Origin of the sequence: Piscinibacter sp. XHJ-5 (assembly GCF_029855045.1) — a bacterium.
Lineage (GTDB): Bacteria > Pseudomonadota > Gammaproteobacteria > Burkholderiales > Burkholderiaceae_C > Albitalea.
On record NZ_CP123228.1, the window covers coordinates 3,876,898 to 3,891,229 of the forward strand.

General features: G+C 68.9%; 14 protein-coding genes. 7 read left to right on the plus strand and 7 right to left on the minus strand.

The window, feature by feature from the left end; genetic code table 11:
- Positions 1 to 11 precede the first annotated feature (11 nt).
- The 6 genes from P7V53_RS18280 to alaS all read right to left on the minus strand — a co-directional run bounded on the left by P7V53_RS18280 (position 12) and on the right by alaS (position 5,400).
- The gene (locus P7V53_RS18280; protein ID WP_280150937.1) at positions 12 to 515 is read right to left on the minus strand and encodes an Hsp20/alpha crystallin family protein; all 504 of its coding nucleotides are present in this window, start codon (positions 513 to 515) and stop codon (positions 12 to 14) included.
- 4 nt (positions 516 to 519) lie between these two features.
- Positions 520 to 918, minus strand: a complete 399-nt coding sequence (locus P7V53_RS18285) for an Hsp20/alpha crystallin family protein (RefSeq protein WP_280150939.1) — start codon at positions 916 to 918, stop codon at positions 520 to 522.
- Positions 919 to 938: 20 nt separating this feature from the next.
- Complete coding sequence (locus P7V53_RS18290) at positions 939 to 1,391, minus strand: Hsp20/alpha crystallin family protein (RefSeq protein WP_280150941.1); 453 nt, start codon at positions 1,389 to 1,391, stop codon at positions 939 to 941.
- Between the two features lie 174 nt (positions 1,392 to 1,565).
- Positions 1,566 to 1,934: a response regulator gene (locus P7V53_RS18295; RefSeq protein ID WP_280150943.1), complete on the minus strand. Its 369-nt coding sequence runs from the start codon at positions 1,932 to 1,934 to the stop codon at positions 1,566 to 1,568.
- A gap of 103 nt (positions 1,935 to 2,037) precedes the next feature.
- Complete coding sequence (locus P7V53_RS18300; protein ID WP_280150944.1) at positions 2,038 to 2,445, minus strand: hypothetical protein; 408 nt, start codon at positions 2,443 to 2,445, stop codon at positions 2,038 to 2,040.
- Between the two features lie 327 nt (positions 2,446 to 2,772).
- Entirely contained in the window at positions 2,773 to 5,400 is a 2,628-nt protein-coding gene (alaS, locus tag P7V53_RS18305; protein ID WP_280150946.1) for an alanine--tRNA ligase, read from the minus strand.
- Positions 5,401 to 5,516: 116 nt separating this feature from the next.
- Here alaS and P7V53_RS18310 point away from each other — a divergent pair, with 116 nt between their 5' ends.
- Positions 5,517 to 6,239, plus strand: coding sequence for a TraX family protein (locus P7V53_RS18310; protein WP_280150948.1), 723 nt, complete (start codon positions 5,517 to 5,519; stop codon positions 6,237 to 6,239).
- A gap of 18 nt (positions 6,240 to 6,257) precedes the next feature.
- Here P7V53_RS18310 and P7V53_RS18315 read toward each other — a convergent pair whose 3' ends face one another.
- A complete protein-coding gene (locus tag P7V53_RS18315; RefSeq protein ID WP_280150949.1) occupies positions 6,258 to 7,673 on the minus strand; it encodes a PLP-dependent aminotransferase family protein in 1,416 nt (471 codons plus the stop codon).
- Positions 7,674 to 7,821: 148 nt separating this feature from the next.
- Here P7V53_RS18315 and gabT point away from each other — a divergent pair, with 148 nt between their 5' ends.
- Genes gabT through speB form a run of 6 tightly spaced genes read left to right on the plus strand, consistent with a single transcriptional unit; the run spans position 7,822 to position 14,330 of the window.
- On the plus strand, positions 7,822 to 9,114 hold the full coding sequence (gabT, locus tag P7V53_RS18320; protein WP_280150950.1) for a 4-aminobutyrate--2-oxoglutarate transaminase: 1,293 nt from the start codon (positions 7,822 to 7,824) through the stop codon (positions 9,112 to 9,114).
- Between the two features lie 8 nt (positions 9,115 to 9,122).
- Positions 9,123 to 10,250 carry an ABC transporter ATP-binding protein gene (locus tag P7V53_RS18325; RefSeq protein WP_280150952.1) on the plus strand — a complete coding sequence of 376 codons (1,128 nt, stop codon included), beginning with the start codon at positions 9,123 to 9,125 and terminating at the stop codon, positions 10,248 to 10,250.
- A gap of 34 nt (positions 10,251 to 10,284) precedes the next feature.
- Positions 10,285 to 11,310 carry an ABC transporter substrate-binding protein gene (locus tag P7V53_RS18330; protein WP_280150954.1) on the plus strand — a complete coding sequence of 342 codons (1,026 nt, stop codon included), beginning with the start codon at positions 10,285 to 10,287 and terminating at the stop codon, positions 11,308 to 11,310.
- Complete coding sequence (locus P7V53_RS18335) at positions 11,295 to 12,551, plus strand: ABC transporter permease (RefSeq protein WP_280150956.1); 1,257 nt, start codon at positions 11,295 to 11,297, stop codon at positions 12,549 to 12,551. The genes P7V53_RS18330 and P7V53_RS18335 overlap by 16 nt, the downstream gene beginning before the upstream one ends.
- 2 nt (positions 12,552 to 12,553) lie before the next feature.
- Entirely contained in the window at positions 12,554 to 13,378 is an 825-nt protein-coding gene (locus P7V53_RS18340; protein ID WP_280156551.1) for an ABC transporter permease, read from the plus strand.
- A 1-nt stretch (position 13,379) separates the two neighbouring features.
- Positions 13,380 to 14,330, plus strand: coding sequence for an agmatinase (gene speB / locus P7V53_RS18345; RefSeq protein ID WP_280150957.1), 951 nt, complete (start codon positions 13,380 to 13,382; stop codon positions 14,328 to 14,330).
- Positions 14,331 to 14,332 lie beyond the last annotated feature (2 nt).

The following is a 14,332-nucleotide window of genomic DNA, read 5'->3' on the forward strand; positions in this document are numbered from 1 at the left end:
CCTGCCGTGCGTCAGCCTTCGTGCACGTCGACGCGTCTTGCCTTGACGCCTTCGGCCTTCGGCATCTCGATGCGCAGCACGCCGTCGCGGTAGGTCGCGCGGGTCTTGTCCGCCTGCACGTGCACCGGCAGCGCCACCTCGCGGCGGAAGCTGCCGTAGGCGCATTGCACGACGCGGTAGCGGCCGCTGCCGGTCTCCCGCTCGAAGCGCTTCTCGCCGCGCACCGAAAGCACATCGCCGTGCAGCTCGACGTCGAAATCCTCGCGCTTGAGCCCCGGCGCCTCGAGCCGCACGACCACCTTGTCGTCGTCCTCGAACACGTCGGCAGCGAGGAAGGCCCAGCCGCTGGTGATCGGCATGTCGCCGGGCAGCGGCGCGCCCTCGTCGGCGTGCGCGGCGCTGGACTTGAAGCGGGTCAACGCGCCGGTGGCGCGCTGACCCAGCTCGCGCCAGCCGTCGGTCAGCGACTCGACGGCGTGCTCCAGGCCTTGCCGCAGCTGATGCAGCGTCTCCATGGCCTCACCCGGCCTGCACGTCGATGCGGCGCGGCTGCGCGTGAGCCTGCTTCGGGATGCGCAGGGTCAGCACGCCGTCCTTCAGGTTGGCGTCGATCTTCTGCGTGTCGAGCTCGCGGCTCAGCGTGAAGCTGCGGCGAAATCGCGGGATGCGAATTTCGGCATACACCGCCTCGAGGCCGTCGGGCGTCTGCGGCTGGACCGTGCCCTCGACCAGCAGCGTGTCGCCTTCGACCTTCAGCTCCAGCTTGTCGCGCGGAACGCCGGGCAGGTCGGCCAACAGCGTGATGCCCGAGTCGTCCTCGAACACATCGACGCGCGGCAGCACCGCACGGTTGTCGGCTTCGCGCGTGTTCTGAAGCGATTGCCTGGTGTCGGTGGTGGCTGGCTTTTTGTCGCTCATGATCTGTCCTCCTTGCTGGGTCACTGGACGGTGATGCGCTTGGGCTGCGCGGACTCGCGGCGCGGGATGCTCACTTGAAGCACGCCGTCGCGATAGCTCGCCCGTACCTGACCGGGGTCGACGTCGTCCGGCAGCGACACGGCGCGCATGAAGCTTCCCGTGCCGCGCTCGCGGCTGTACACCTGGACCTTCTCGTCGTTCTCGGGGATTGCGGACGCCCGCTCGCCCGAGATCCGCAGCACGCCGCGGTCCAGCGTCACGTCGATCTTGGCGGGGTCGAGGCCGGGCGCGAACGCATACACCTCGACGCTGTTGGCCGTGCGGCCGACGTTGATGGCCGGCGTGGCGCCGTGCGCCACCGAGCGGATGCTGCTCGGCAATCCCGAGACGCCGAAGATGTCATCCATTTCCCGGCGCAAGCGGTCGAACTCACCGAACAGGCCGCCCGGGAAGTTCAGCAACGATTCGTACATGGCGGTTCCTCCATTGCAAAGGCTGATGCCCACATGGGCCCCAAGACACCGGCCGGCAATGCCAACCAGCCGGCATGCGACTCCGAGTTATTGGCAGGCCGGAGGTTTTCAAGAGGGGGAAAAGCCCGGTCGCAGCACCGAGTCGCCGGCGCCAGCCGGCTCGTCTTGTGGGCCCTAGCGCGCCAGGGCCGACAAGGTCTGCAGGGCCTGGTCGATGTCCAGCGGCTTCTGCAGGAAGGCGTCGTAGTCGCTGCAGCGCGGACGCACCATGTCCTCCGGCAGCCCGCTCGTCATCACGACGGCGATGTCCCGGGTCTGCGAGTCGTGGCGCAGCGCGCCGATCATCTTCGCGCCGTCCATCTGCGGCATCACGTAGTCGAGCATCACGACATCCGGGTGGGTGGCGCGCAGGCAGGCGAGCGCTTCGGCCCCGTTGCGCGCGCAGACCACGTGGTAGCCCTCCGCGCGCAGGATCTCGCCCAGGGTCTCGAGATTGTTCGTGTCGTCGTCGACCAGGAGGACCGTTTTACCGCTCGCGGCCATGTTCTTGCTCCTCGGATGCTCAGCGGCCGGGAGACCGACGGCGTAAAAAGTAGCAATTCGCGCGCCCGTGACATCCGGGCCGGTCCACACCCGACGCGCGGGATCAGGTAGTGCCGGCGCGTCCGGTCAGACGCAACTTGCGGCGACGCTCTTCGCGCCCGGGCAGGCTGTCGGACATCGGCGAAGGCAACTCCGCCTCGACCGGCTCGAGCGCCGGCTGCACGCGCAGCACGCTGCGCTGCAGGAAATCGAGCCCGTACACGGCGGCGATGAACAGCCCCATGCCGGCGACCACCATCACGACGAGCAGCACGCCATGGAACCAGGGATCGGTCATGGCAGCGAAGCCGATCATCGAGACTGCGGCGGTGTAGCGGGCGATGCGCTTGCCGCGGGCGCCGAGCAGGCCGCCGAGCGCAAGCGGATAGCTGGCCAGAAAGCCGAACAGCAAGACCTGCTGCTCGTAGCCGATGGCATCCAGACTGACACGTATTTCGCCGATGACGCTCATGAGGTCGACCCCTTCAGGCCAACGTTTGTTCGAGCGTACGCCGAACGTTGCGGACTTGCCATGCTGCCTCCCACATGCTGCGTGGTGCTCACGTACGGAGGAACCGCACGCGCCGGATGCAATTGCAAGGCCTGTGCCGCGAGTTACGGATTGCTACGTTCCGCGTGTACACGCGGAAGCGCCGGTGAGTCAGCGCTCAGCGCCTTCGGTGGCCAAGCCCTGATCCCGGAAAGGTTTACCGGCGAATCTGCAGCCCACCGGCACGGATGAGCCCCCTAGGCTGAGGGGCGGGCAACCCGTGCTTGAGGGGGTCGGTGGTGTTGCGTCTTACACGCGTTCGGCGACCCAGGCCTGAACGGAATCGAGCGCGGAGCCGAGACGTGACGCGTCGGTGCCGCCGGCCATGGCGAGGTCGGGCTTGCCGCCGCCCTTGCCGCCCACCTGCTGCGCGACGAAGTTGACGAGCTCGCCCGCCTTCACCTTGGCGACGCTGTCGGCGGTGACGCCGGCCGCAAGCTGCACACGGCCGTTGTCGACCGCCGCGAGCACGATGGCCGCCGTCTTCAGCTTGTCCTTGAGCTTGTCCATGGTCTCGCGCAAGGCCTTGGCATCGGCGCCCTCCAGCGTCGCGGCGAGCACCTTGATGCCCTTCACGTCGATGGCCCGAGCCAGCAGCTCGTCGCCTTGTGCCGAGGCCAGCTTGCCCTTCAGCGCGGCCAGCTCCTTCTCGAGCGACTTCACCTGATCGAGCACCTGCCCGACGCGCGAGCCCAGCTCTGACGGCGCTGCCTTCAGCGTGCCGGCCACGCGATTCACCGTCTCCTCGAGCGACTGCAGGTACGCCAGCGCGTTCTCGCCTGTGATCGCCTCGATGCGGCGCACGCCGGCCGCGACGCCGCTCTCGGCGACGACCTTGAACAGGCCGATGTCGCCGGTGCGCTGAACGTGCGTGCCGCCGCACAGCTCGCGGCTGCTGCCGATGTCGAGCACGCGCACCTCGTCGCCGTACTTCTCGCCGAACAGCATCATCGCCCCGCTCTTCTGAGCCTCCTCGATCGGCATCACGCGCGCCTGGGTGGGCGCGTTGGCCAGGATCTCGGCGTTGACGATGGCCTCGACGCGGCGGATCTGCGCATCGGTCATCGGGCCGTTGTGCGCGAAGTCGAAGCGCGTGCGCTCCGCGTCGACCAGCGAGCCCTTCTGCTGGACATGGCCGCCCAGGACCTCGCGCAGCGCCTTGTGCATGAGGTGGGTGGCGCTGTGATTGCGCATGGTCTTCGCGCGCTTGTCGGCATCGACCTTCGCGTCGACCGTGTCGCCGATCCTGATGCTGCCCTCGACGATCCGGCCGTGATGGCCGAACACGTCGGCCTGCACCTTCAGCGTGTCTTCGACGAGGAAGCGCGCGGCAGCGTTGCGCAGCTCGCCGGTGTCGCCGACCTGGCCGCCGCTCTCCGCATAGAACGGCGTGTGGTCGAGCACGATCACCGCATCGTCGCCGGAACCTGCCTGCTGCACGGAGGTGCCGTCGACGTAGATGGCCGTGACCTTGGCGGTGTCGTGCGTCAGCGCGTCGTAGCCGTGGAACGTGGTCGGGCTGCCGCTGTACTCCAGCCCCTGCGCCATCTTGAACTTGCCCGCCTCGCGGGCGCGCCGCCGCTGCTCGTCGAGCAGGTGGTTGAAGCGCGCCTCGTCGACCGTGACGCCGCGCTCGCGGCAGACGTCGGCGGTGAGGTCGACCGGGAAGCCGTAGGTGTCGTGCAGCTTGAAGGCGGTGTCGCCGTCCAGCTGCCTGGCGCCGGCCCCGAGCGCCTTGTCGAGGATCTCCATGCCGTTGGCGATGGTGCGGAAGAACCCTTCCTCTTCCTGCTTGAGCACCTCGATGGCGCGCTTTTCGTGCTGGCGCAGTTCGGGGTAGGCGTCGCCCATTTCCTTGACCAGTGCCGGCACCAGTGCATGGAAGAAGGGCTTGCGAGCGCCCAGCTTGTAGCCGTGGCGGATCGCCCGGCGCGTGATGCGGCGAAGCACGTAGCCGCGTCCGGCGTTGCTCGGAATCACGCCGTCGACCACCGTGAAGGTGCAGGCGCGGATATGGTCGGCAATGACCCTCAGCGAGGGCGAATCCTTGTCGCAGTCGCCCGCGCCCGCCTCGTCGACCGTCTTCTTGGCCGCCGCGAGCAGGTTCACGAAGAGGTCGATCTCGTAGTTGGAGTGCACGCCCTGCAGCACCGCGGTCACGCGCTCCAGGCCCATGCCGGTGTCCACGCTCGGCTTGGGCAGCTTGTGCATCACGCCCGCCTCGTCGCGGTTGAACTGCATGAAGACGTTGTTCCAGATCTCGATGTAGCGGTCGCCGTCTTCATCGGGCGATCCCGGCGGGCCGCCGGCGACCTCGGGGCCGTGGTCGTAGAAGATCTCGGTGCAGGGCCCGCACGGACCGGTGTCGCCCATCATCCAGAAGTTGTCGGAGGCGTAGCGCGCGCCCTTGTTGTCGCCGATGCGCACGATGCGCTCGGCCGGCACGCCCACGGTCTTGTGCCAGATGTCGTACGCCTCGTCGTCCTCGGCGTACACGGTGACCCACAGCTTGTCGGGCGGCAGCTTGAACACCTCGGTCAGCAGCTCCCATGCGTAGACGATGGCGTCGCGCTTGAAGTAGTCGCCGAAGCTGAAGTTGCCCAGCATCTCGAAGAAGGTATGGTGGCGGGCTGTGTAGCCCACGTTCTCGAGGTCGTTGTGCTTGCCGCCGGCGCGGATGCACTTCTGCGCTGTCGCCGCGCGCGAGTAGGGCCGCTTGTCGAAGCCGAGGAACACGTCCTTGAACTGGTTCATGCCGGCGTTGGTGAAGAGCAGCGTCGGATCGTCCCCGGGCACCACCGGGCTCGACGGCACGACGGCGTGGCCCTTCGATTCGAAGAACTTGAGAAACGATTGGCGGATGTCGGAGGCTTTCATGCAAGCACGGTCCCGAAGAATTGGAGGTCGGCAACACGCAGCCGAAACCCTCGATTCTAGAGGAAGCACCCCCTGCGACCGCCCTGCGCGGCACAGCCCTTGCCGGTGAAATGTCCATGCAGATCGCACAACGTCCTCGAGCCCTTCGCCTGGCGCCGCTGCAGATTGCCGACGGCACGCTCGAGGCGCTGAAATGGGCTGCGCTCGCGCTGATGCTGCTGGACCACGTCAACACCTTCCTCTACAACCGCACGCTGCCGGGCGCCTACCAGGCTGGCCGCTGGGTGGCGCCGGTGTTCGCCTTCGTGCTCGCCTACAACCTGGCGCGGCCCGACGCACTCGAACGCGCGCTGCACCTGCGCGTGATGCGCCGCCTGGCACTGTTCGGCGCACTGGCCACGCCGGCGCACTGGCTGCTCGTGGGCAACTGGTGGCCGTTGAACATCCTCATCACCCTGCTGGCGGGCGCGGCGGCGGTGTACGGGCTCGACCGGGGAGGCGCATTCGGCTTGCTGATCGCCGGGCTCGCGATCGTGGCCGGGGGGCTGCTGGGGGACTACCTGTACCCGGGCGTCGCCATGTTCATCGCGGCATGGGCGTATTGCCGCGAGCCGACCGGGAAGCACTTCGCGGCCTGGGTGCTGTTCACGGCGTCGCTGGCGCTGCTGAACGGCAACTTCTGGGCGCTGTCGGCCGTACCGGCGCTGATGCTGGCCTCGCAGGTCCAGCTGCGGGTGCCGCGGCTGCGCTGGGTGTTCTACGCGGTGTATCCGGTGCACCTGTATGCCATCTGGCTGGTGCGGGACTGGCGACGGCTGCCTTCCGCAGGCTGGTGGTGAGCGCCGCGTCCGCACCCCCTATGCGGCGGCGCTCTGCACCTGCTGCGAGATCTGCCGCCCCAGGAAACCGTACAGCCGCTCGTCGTCGCTGAACGCGACGTTGAAGCGCAGCCATCCCGTCGGCCGTGGCTCGACCAGGAACAGCTGCCCCGGCCCGAGCATGATGTTGTCCGGCACCGCCTGACGCGACAGCTCGGCGCCGTCGGGCAGGTCCGGATGACGCGCCCAGAGGTACATGCCGGCCTTGGGCTCGTGGAACAGCTCGAAGCCCAGGTCGGCCAGACGGTGCGCGACGCGGCCGTGCGCGTCCGCCAGCCGGTCGCGCAGCGACTTCAGGTGCTTGCGCCAGCGCCCCTCGGTCAGCGCGCCGAACACGATCCGCTCGGTGAGGTCGGACGACGTCAGCCCCGACACCATCTTGAGCTGGGCCAGTTCCTCCAGCACTTGCGGCGAGGCGACCACATAGCCCACGCGCAGGTTCGGCGAGACCGTCTTGGAGTAGCTGCCGACGTAGACCACGCGGCGCAGCTGGTCGAGGCTGGCCAATGAAGGCCGCGACTGCGGATCGAGGTCGGCGTAGATGTCGTTCTCGACCAGCCCCACGTCGTGCGTCTCGGCGAGCTGCAGCACGCGAAACAGCTGCGCGAGCGGCGCGACCGAGTTGGTGGGGCTCTGCAGCCGGGGCTGCGTGAAGAAGGCGCGCGGGCGGTGCTCGGCCATCAGCGACTCCAGCGCAGCGAGGTCGTAGCCGGCCGGGGTGCGCGGCACGCCGACGAGCCGCGCGCCGAGGAAGCGCAGCATGAACATCAGGTTGGGATAGCCCGGATCGTCGACCAGCACCACGTCGCCCGGCTTCACGACGCGGCGCGCCGCCAGGTCCAGCCCCTGGCTGGACCCCTGGGTGAGCAGCACGTTGTCGGCCGTCACCGCGATCTGGTGTTCGGCCAGCCCTTCGGCGATCAGCATGCGCAGCGCCACATGGCCGTGCGGCAGTCCGTAGCCTCCGAGCTCGGCGCCATCGGCGGCGAGCTGGCGCAGGCTGCGCCGCACGCCCTCCTCGAACAGCCAGTCGTGCGGCATCCAGCCGCAGCCGGGCTTCAGCGCCAGGTTGCGGTTCTCGAAGATCTGCTTGAGGTACCAGCGCGCGTCGAAGCGCAGGTCCGCGCGCAGCGCCTCGCCGCCCGCGGTGGCCTCGCCCGGCCGGCGCTTGACGAAGAAGCCGGCGTTCGCGCGCGACACCAGCCAGCCCTGCGCCACCAGCCGGTCGTAGGCCTCGACGACGGTGAACACACTGACCTGGTGCGAAGCCGCGAAGCCGCGGATCGACGGCAGCTTGGCGCCGGGCTTCAGCGACTGGTCGGCGATGAGGCGGCGAAAGCCGTCGACGATCTGGCTGACCAGCGGCGTGGGCGAATCGGGGTTGAGCGTGAACATGGGCGGGACGATAGCCGACGGCACCGCATCGGTGCTTCCATGTACAGGGCCGCCGCCCTGCACAGTACACCGTGCCCGTGGTGCGGCTGTACATGGAATCCCCGGCTCGTGCGGCCTACAGTCATCGAGTGCCACCGGAGAACAGTCCATGAAACGCGAACCTCACTCCACCAATGCCGCGCTGATGGCCCGCCGCCGCATGGCGATCCCGCGCGGCGTCGGCCAGGCGCACGAGATCTTCATCTCGCACGGCCGCAATGCCGAGCTGTGGGACGTGGAGGGCAGTCGCTACATCGACTTCGCCGGCGGCATCGCCGTGCTGAACACCGGGCACTGCCACCCCGAGGTCATCGCCGCGGTGAAGGCGCAGCTCGACCGCTATACCCACACCTGCTTCCAGGTGCTCGCCTACGAGCCCTACGTCGAGCTGGCCGAGCGGCTCAACTCCCTCGCGCCGGGCGCCTTCGCGAAGAAGACGCTGTTCCTGTCGACCGGCGCCGAGGCGGTGGAGAACGCGGTGAAGATCGCCCGCGCCTTCAGCGGCCGGCCCGGCATCGTGGCGTTCACCGGCGGCTATCACGGCCGCACGCTGATGACGCTGGGCCTCACCGGCAAGGTCGCCCCGTACAAGACCGGCTTCGGTCCCTTCCCCGGCGAGGTGTTCCACGCGCTGTTCCCCAACGAGCTGCACGGCGTCAGCGTGGCGGACGCCCTGCACTCGGTGGAGACCATCCTGAAGAACGACATCGAGGCCACGCGCGTCGCGGCATTCATCCTCGAGCCGGTTCAGGGAGAAGGCGGCTTCTACATCGCGCCGCCGGCCTTCGTCGAAGGGCTCAAGCGCATTGCCGACCGCCACGGCATCCTGCTGATCGCCGACGAGGTGCAGACCGGCGCCGGCCGCTGCGGCACCTGGTTCGCCAGCGAGCAGTGGCCGGTGGCGCCCGACCTCATCGCCACCGCGAAGTCGCTCGCCGGCGGCTTCCCGATTTCCGGTGTGGTGGGCCGCGCCGACGTGATGGACGCGCCCGCGCCGGGTGGGCTGGGCGGCACCTATGCCGGCAGCCCCATCGGCTGCGCCGCCGCGCTGGCGGTGCTGAAGGTCTTCGAGGACGAAGGTCTGCTCGAACGCAGCAAGGCGGTCGGCGAGCGCCTGATGGCCGGGCTGCGACGCATCGCGGGGCAGCAGCCCGCCATCGGCGACGTGCGAGGCCTGGGCGCGATGGTCGCGATCGAGCTGTTCGAAGGCGGCAACCTGGCGCGGCCCGACGCGGCGCTCACCTCGCGCATCACCGCCGAAGCGGCGCGCCGCGGCCTCATCCTGCTGTCGTGCGGCACGCACGGCAACGTGATTCGCATGCTGGTGCCGCTGACCGCGTCGGACGCGCTGCTCGACGAGGGCCTGCAGATCCTGGCCGACAGCTTCTCGGCCGTGCAGTGATGCGCAGCGTGCCGACCGCCCCCCAAGCCGCGCCGCACGGCGCCCCGGCGGCCACGAACGCCGAGCCCCTGGTGCGCTTTCGTGGTGTGCAGAAGACCTACGACGGGGTGCAGCTGGTGGTTCGGGCGCTCGACCTCGACATCCGCCGCGGCGAATTCCTGACGCTGCTGGGCCCCTCGGGCTCCGGCAAGACGACCACGCTGATGATGCTGGCGGGCTTCGAATCGCCGACCTCCGGCGAGATCGTGCTGGAAGGCCAGCCGATCACGCGCACGCCGCCGCACAGGCGCCACTTCGGCATGGTGTTCCAGAACTACGCGCTGTTCCCGCACCTGACGGTCGGCCAGAACGTCGCCTATCCGCTGACGGTTCGCAAGGTGCCGAAGGACGAGCAGGCGCGCCGCGTGGAGCGCGCGCTCGCGATGGTGCGGCTGACCGGCATGGCCGGGCGGCATCCGGCGCAGCTGTCGGGCGGCCAGCAGCAGCGCGTCGCGCTCGCCCGCGCCCTGGTGTTCGAGCCGCAGCTCGTGCTGATGGACGAGCCGCTGGGCGCGCTCGACAAGCAGTTGCGCGAGCACATGCAGATCGAGCTCAAGGAGCTGCACCGCCAGCTCGGCGTCACCTTCGTCTATGTCACCCACGACCAGGGGGAGGCGCTGACGATGAGCGACCGCGTCGCGGTGTTCAACGACGGCGCGATCCAGCAGATCGACGCCGTCGACCGGCTGTACGAAACGCCGGCCAACCGCTTCGTGGCCGGCTTCGTCGGCGACAGCACGACGCTGAAGGGCACGGTGCGCGCAGCCGACGAGGAACGCTGCGGCATCGTGCTGACCGACGGGCGCGTGATCGCCGGCGTCAACGTCAATGGCGCTGCGGTCGGCGCGGTCGTGGAGGCATGCATCCGGCCCGAGCGCATCGTGCTGCACACGCAGGCAGGCAGCCGAGGCAACATGCTGCAGGCCACCGTCACCAGCGTCATCTACTTCGGCGATCACCAGCGCCTGCTCTGCGCGGTGGGCGAAGGGCAGGCGCCGGCGACCGTCAAGCTGCCGCTGGCCGTGCCGGTCGCGCCGCAGTCCGGCGACAGCGTGTGGCTGGAGTTTCCGCAAGAGCACACCAGGGTGTACGCATGAATTTCCCCAACCGTTCGACAAGAGGAGTCAGACCATGAACAAGCGCATCCTCACCGCGGCCCTGGCGGCCGCCTTCGTGCTGCCCGCGTTCGCGCAGCAGATCACCGTGGTCAACTTCGGCGGCGCCAACGCCAACGCGCAGAAGAAGGCCTTCTACGAGCCGTTCGAGAAGACCGGCACCAAGGTCGTGCCGGTCGAATACAACGGCGAGCAGGCCAAGATCAAGGCGATGGTCGAGACCAAGAAGGTGACCTGGGACGTCGTCGAGGTGGAATCGCCCGACGTCGCGCGCGGCTGCGACGAAGGCCTGTTCGAGAAACTCGATTACGCGAAGATCGGCTCCAAGGGCGATTTCCTTCCGGCCGCCGTCAGCGACTGCGGCGTCGGCGTCTTCGTGTGGTCCACCGTCATGGCCTACAACGCCGACAAGCTCAAGACCGCGCCGGTCACCTGGGCCGACTTCTGGGACGTGCAGAAGTTTCCCGGCAAGCGCGGCATGCGCAAGGGCGCGCGCTACAACCTCGAGTTCGCGCTGATGGCCGACGGCGTCAAGCCGGCCGACGTCTACAAGGTGCTGGCCACCAAGGAAGGCGCCGAGCGCGCGTTCAAGAAGCTCACCGCGCTCAAGCCGCACATCCAGTGGTGGGAGGCCGGCGCGCAACCGCCGCAGTTCCTCGTCGCCGGCGACGTCGCGCTGAGCACCGCCTACAACGGCCGCATCGACGCGGCCAACCGGGAAGGCAAGAACCTCAAGATCACCTGGACCGGCGGCATCTACGACCTCGACTACTGGGTCATCCCGAAGGGCACGCCCAACAAGGAGGCGGCGCTGAAGTTCATCGCCTTCGCCAGCACGCCCGACGCGCAGGCCGAGTACGCGCGCAACATCGCTTACGGCCCGACCAACACCAAGGCGCTGTCCAAGCTCGACCCCAAGGTGCTGGCCAACCTGCCGACGGCGCCGGCCAACGCGAAGGATGCGCTGCAGTTCAACCTCGGCTTCTGGGCCGATCAGGGCGAGGCGCTGGAGAAGCGCTTCGCGGCGTGGGCGACGCAGTGAGCGTCTCGGCCGCCGCGCTGCCGGGCGGGTCGCTGCAGCGCTCGCTGGCGCGGGCAGAGCGGCGGCGGCGCCTGCGCGCGTTCTCGCTGACGCTGCCGCTGCTGGTGTTCCTGCTGCTGACCTTCCTGGTGCCCATCGCGGCGCTGCTGAAACGCGCGATCGAGAACCCGGAGGTGGCGAACGCACTGCCGCGCACCGGCGCGGCGCTGTCCGACTGGAAACGCGACGGCCCGCCGTCGGCGGCCGCCTTCGCGGCGCTGACGCAGGACCTCGCCGCGATGCCCGACAGCGCCGACGCCGGCGCGCTCGCGCGCCGGCTCAACAGCGAGGTGCCCGGCGCCCGCTCGCTGGTGATGAACACCTATCGCGCGCTGCCGCTCGCGGGCGCGAGCTCGGCGGCCGACGTGAAGGCCAAGCTGCTGGAGCTCGACCCGCGCTGGAGCGAGCTCGCCTACTGGCAGGCGATCGCGAAGAACGCCTCGCGCTGGACGCCCGACTACCTGCTGGCCTCGGTCGACCTGAGGCGCGACGCGCAAGGCAATGTGCAGCGCATGGAGCCCGACCAGCGGGTCTTCGGCGGCATCCTGCTGCGCACCTTCCACATCAGCGCGGTCGTCACGCTGTGGTGCCTGCTGCTCGGCTATCCCCTCGCCTATTGGCTCAGCACGCTGCCGACGCGCCAGGCCAACGTGCTGATGATCCTCGTGCTCGTGCCCTTCTGGACCTCCATCCTGGTGCGCGTGGCGGCGTGGATCGTGCTGCTCCAGTCCGAAGGGCTGGTCAACCACGCGCTGATCGCGCTGCATGCGATCGACAAGCCGCTGCAGTTGCTGTTCAACCGCACGGGCGTCGTCGTCTCGATGACGCACATCCTGCTGCCCTTCATGATCCTGCCGCTGTACAGCGTGATGAAGAGCGTGCCGCCGACCTACCTGCGGGCCGCCGTGTCGCTGGGCAGCGCGCCGCTGGCCGCATTCTTCCGCGTCTACGTGCCGCAGACCTACCCCGGCGTCGGCGCGGGTGCGCTGCTGGTGTTCATCCTCAGCATCGGCTACTACGTGACGCCGGCGCTGCTGGGCGGTCCGGAGGACCAGATGCTGAGCTACTACATCGCCCAGTACACCAACGTGAACATCAACTGGGGCATGGCCTGCGCGCTGGGCGCGCTGCTGCTGGCCGCGACGCTGGTGCTGTATGCGCTGTACCGGCGGGTGGTGAAGTCGGAACTGAGCCTGGGATGAACATGCTGCTCAAGCTCCTGCCGCAATTCCCGGCGTACGCGACGCCGCTCGACAAGCTCGGGTGGTGGTCGTTGCGCGTGGCCTGCGTGGCGGTGCTGCTCTACCTGCTGCTGCCCATCCTGGTGATCATGCCGCTGTCCTTCAGCGACAGCTCCTTTCTCGTCTACCCGATCCCGGCCTGGTCGCTGAAGTGGTACCGCAACCTGTTCGAATCGGCCGAGTGGGCACGCGCCGCGAAGAACAGCTTCATCGTCGCGCCGGCCGCCACGCTGATCGCCACCGTCCTCGGCACGATGGCCGCGGTGGGCCTGTCACGCACGCAGTTCGCGTTCAAGGGGCTGCTGATGAGCGCGCTGATCCTGCCGATGGTCGTGCCCATCGTGGTCGTCGGCGTCAGCACCTACCTGTTCTTCGCGCCGCTCGGCCTGGCCGACAGCTACACCGGCCTGATCGTGGTCCACGCGGCGCTCGGCGCGCCCTTCGTCGTGACCACGGTGCTCGCGACCCTGCAGGGCTTCAACCACAACCTCGTGCGCGCCAGCCTGAGCCTCGGCGCTTCGCCGCTGGCCACCTTCTTTCGCATCACCCTGCCGGTGATCGCGCCGGGCGTGATCTCCGGCGCGCTCTTCGCCTTCGCGACATCGTTCGACGAGGTCGTCGTCACGCTGTTCCTCGCCGGGCCCGAGCAGGTGACGCTGCCACGGCAGATGTTCACCGGCATCCGCGAGAACATCACGCCGACGATCGCCGCGGTCGCCACGCTGCTGATCGTGTTCACGACCAGCCTGCTGCTGGTGCTCGAATGGCTGCGCGGGCGGAGGGCATGAGATGACCGAACGCAACCAGCCCTTGAGCGGCAACGCGATGCCGCGCTTCGCCGGATTGGCGACCATGATGCGGTTGCCGGCGGCCGCCTCTGCGCAAGGCCTGGACGCCGCCTTCATCGGCGTGCCGCTGGACATCGGCACTTCCAATCGCGCCGGCGCGCGCTTCGGTCCGCGTCAGATCCGGGCCGAGTCGGCGCTGCTGCGTCCCTACAACATGGCCACGGGCGCGGCGCCCTTCGACACGCTGCAGGTCGCGGATCTCGGCGACGTGCCCGTGAACACCTATTCGATCGCCAAGTCGCTGGCGATCATCGAGCGCTTCTACGACGAAGTGCTGGCCGCCGGCTGCACGCCGCTCTCGCTCGGGGGCGACCACACCATCGCGCTGCCCATCCTGCGCGCCGTCGCGAGGCGGCATGGACCGGTCGCCCTGGTCCATGTGGACGCGCACGCCGACATCAACGACGAGATGTTCGGCGAGCCGGTCGCCCACGGCACGCCGTTCCGGCGCGCCGTCGACGAAGGCCTGCTGGCCTGTGACCGCGTCTGGCAGATCGGCCTGCGGGGCACCGGCTATGCGGCCGACGATTTCGACTGGCCGCGCTCGCAAGGATTCACCGTGGTGCAGGCGCACGAGGTCTGGTATCGCTCGCTGGCGCCGCTGATGGCCGAGGTGCGCGAGCGCATCGGCACGACGCACCCGGTGTACCTGAGCTTCGACATCGACGGCATCGACCCGTCCTTCGCCGGGGGCACCGGCACGCCGGAAATCGGCGGTCTCACGGTGCCGCAGGCGCTGGAGATCGTGCGCGGGTGCCGCGGGCTCAACGTGGTCGGCGCCGACCTGGTCGAGGTAGCGCCGCCCTACGACCCCTCGGGAAACACGGCGCTGCTGGGCGCCAATCTGCTGTACGAGATGCTGTGCGTGCTGCCGGGCGTTCGCTGTCGGTGAGC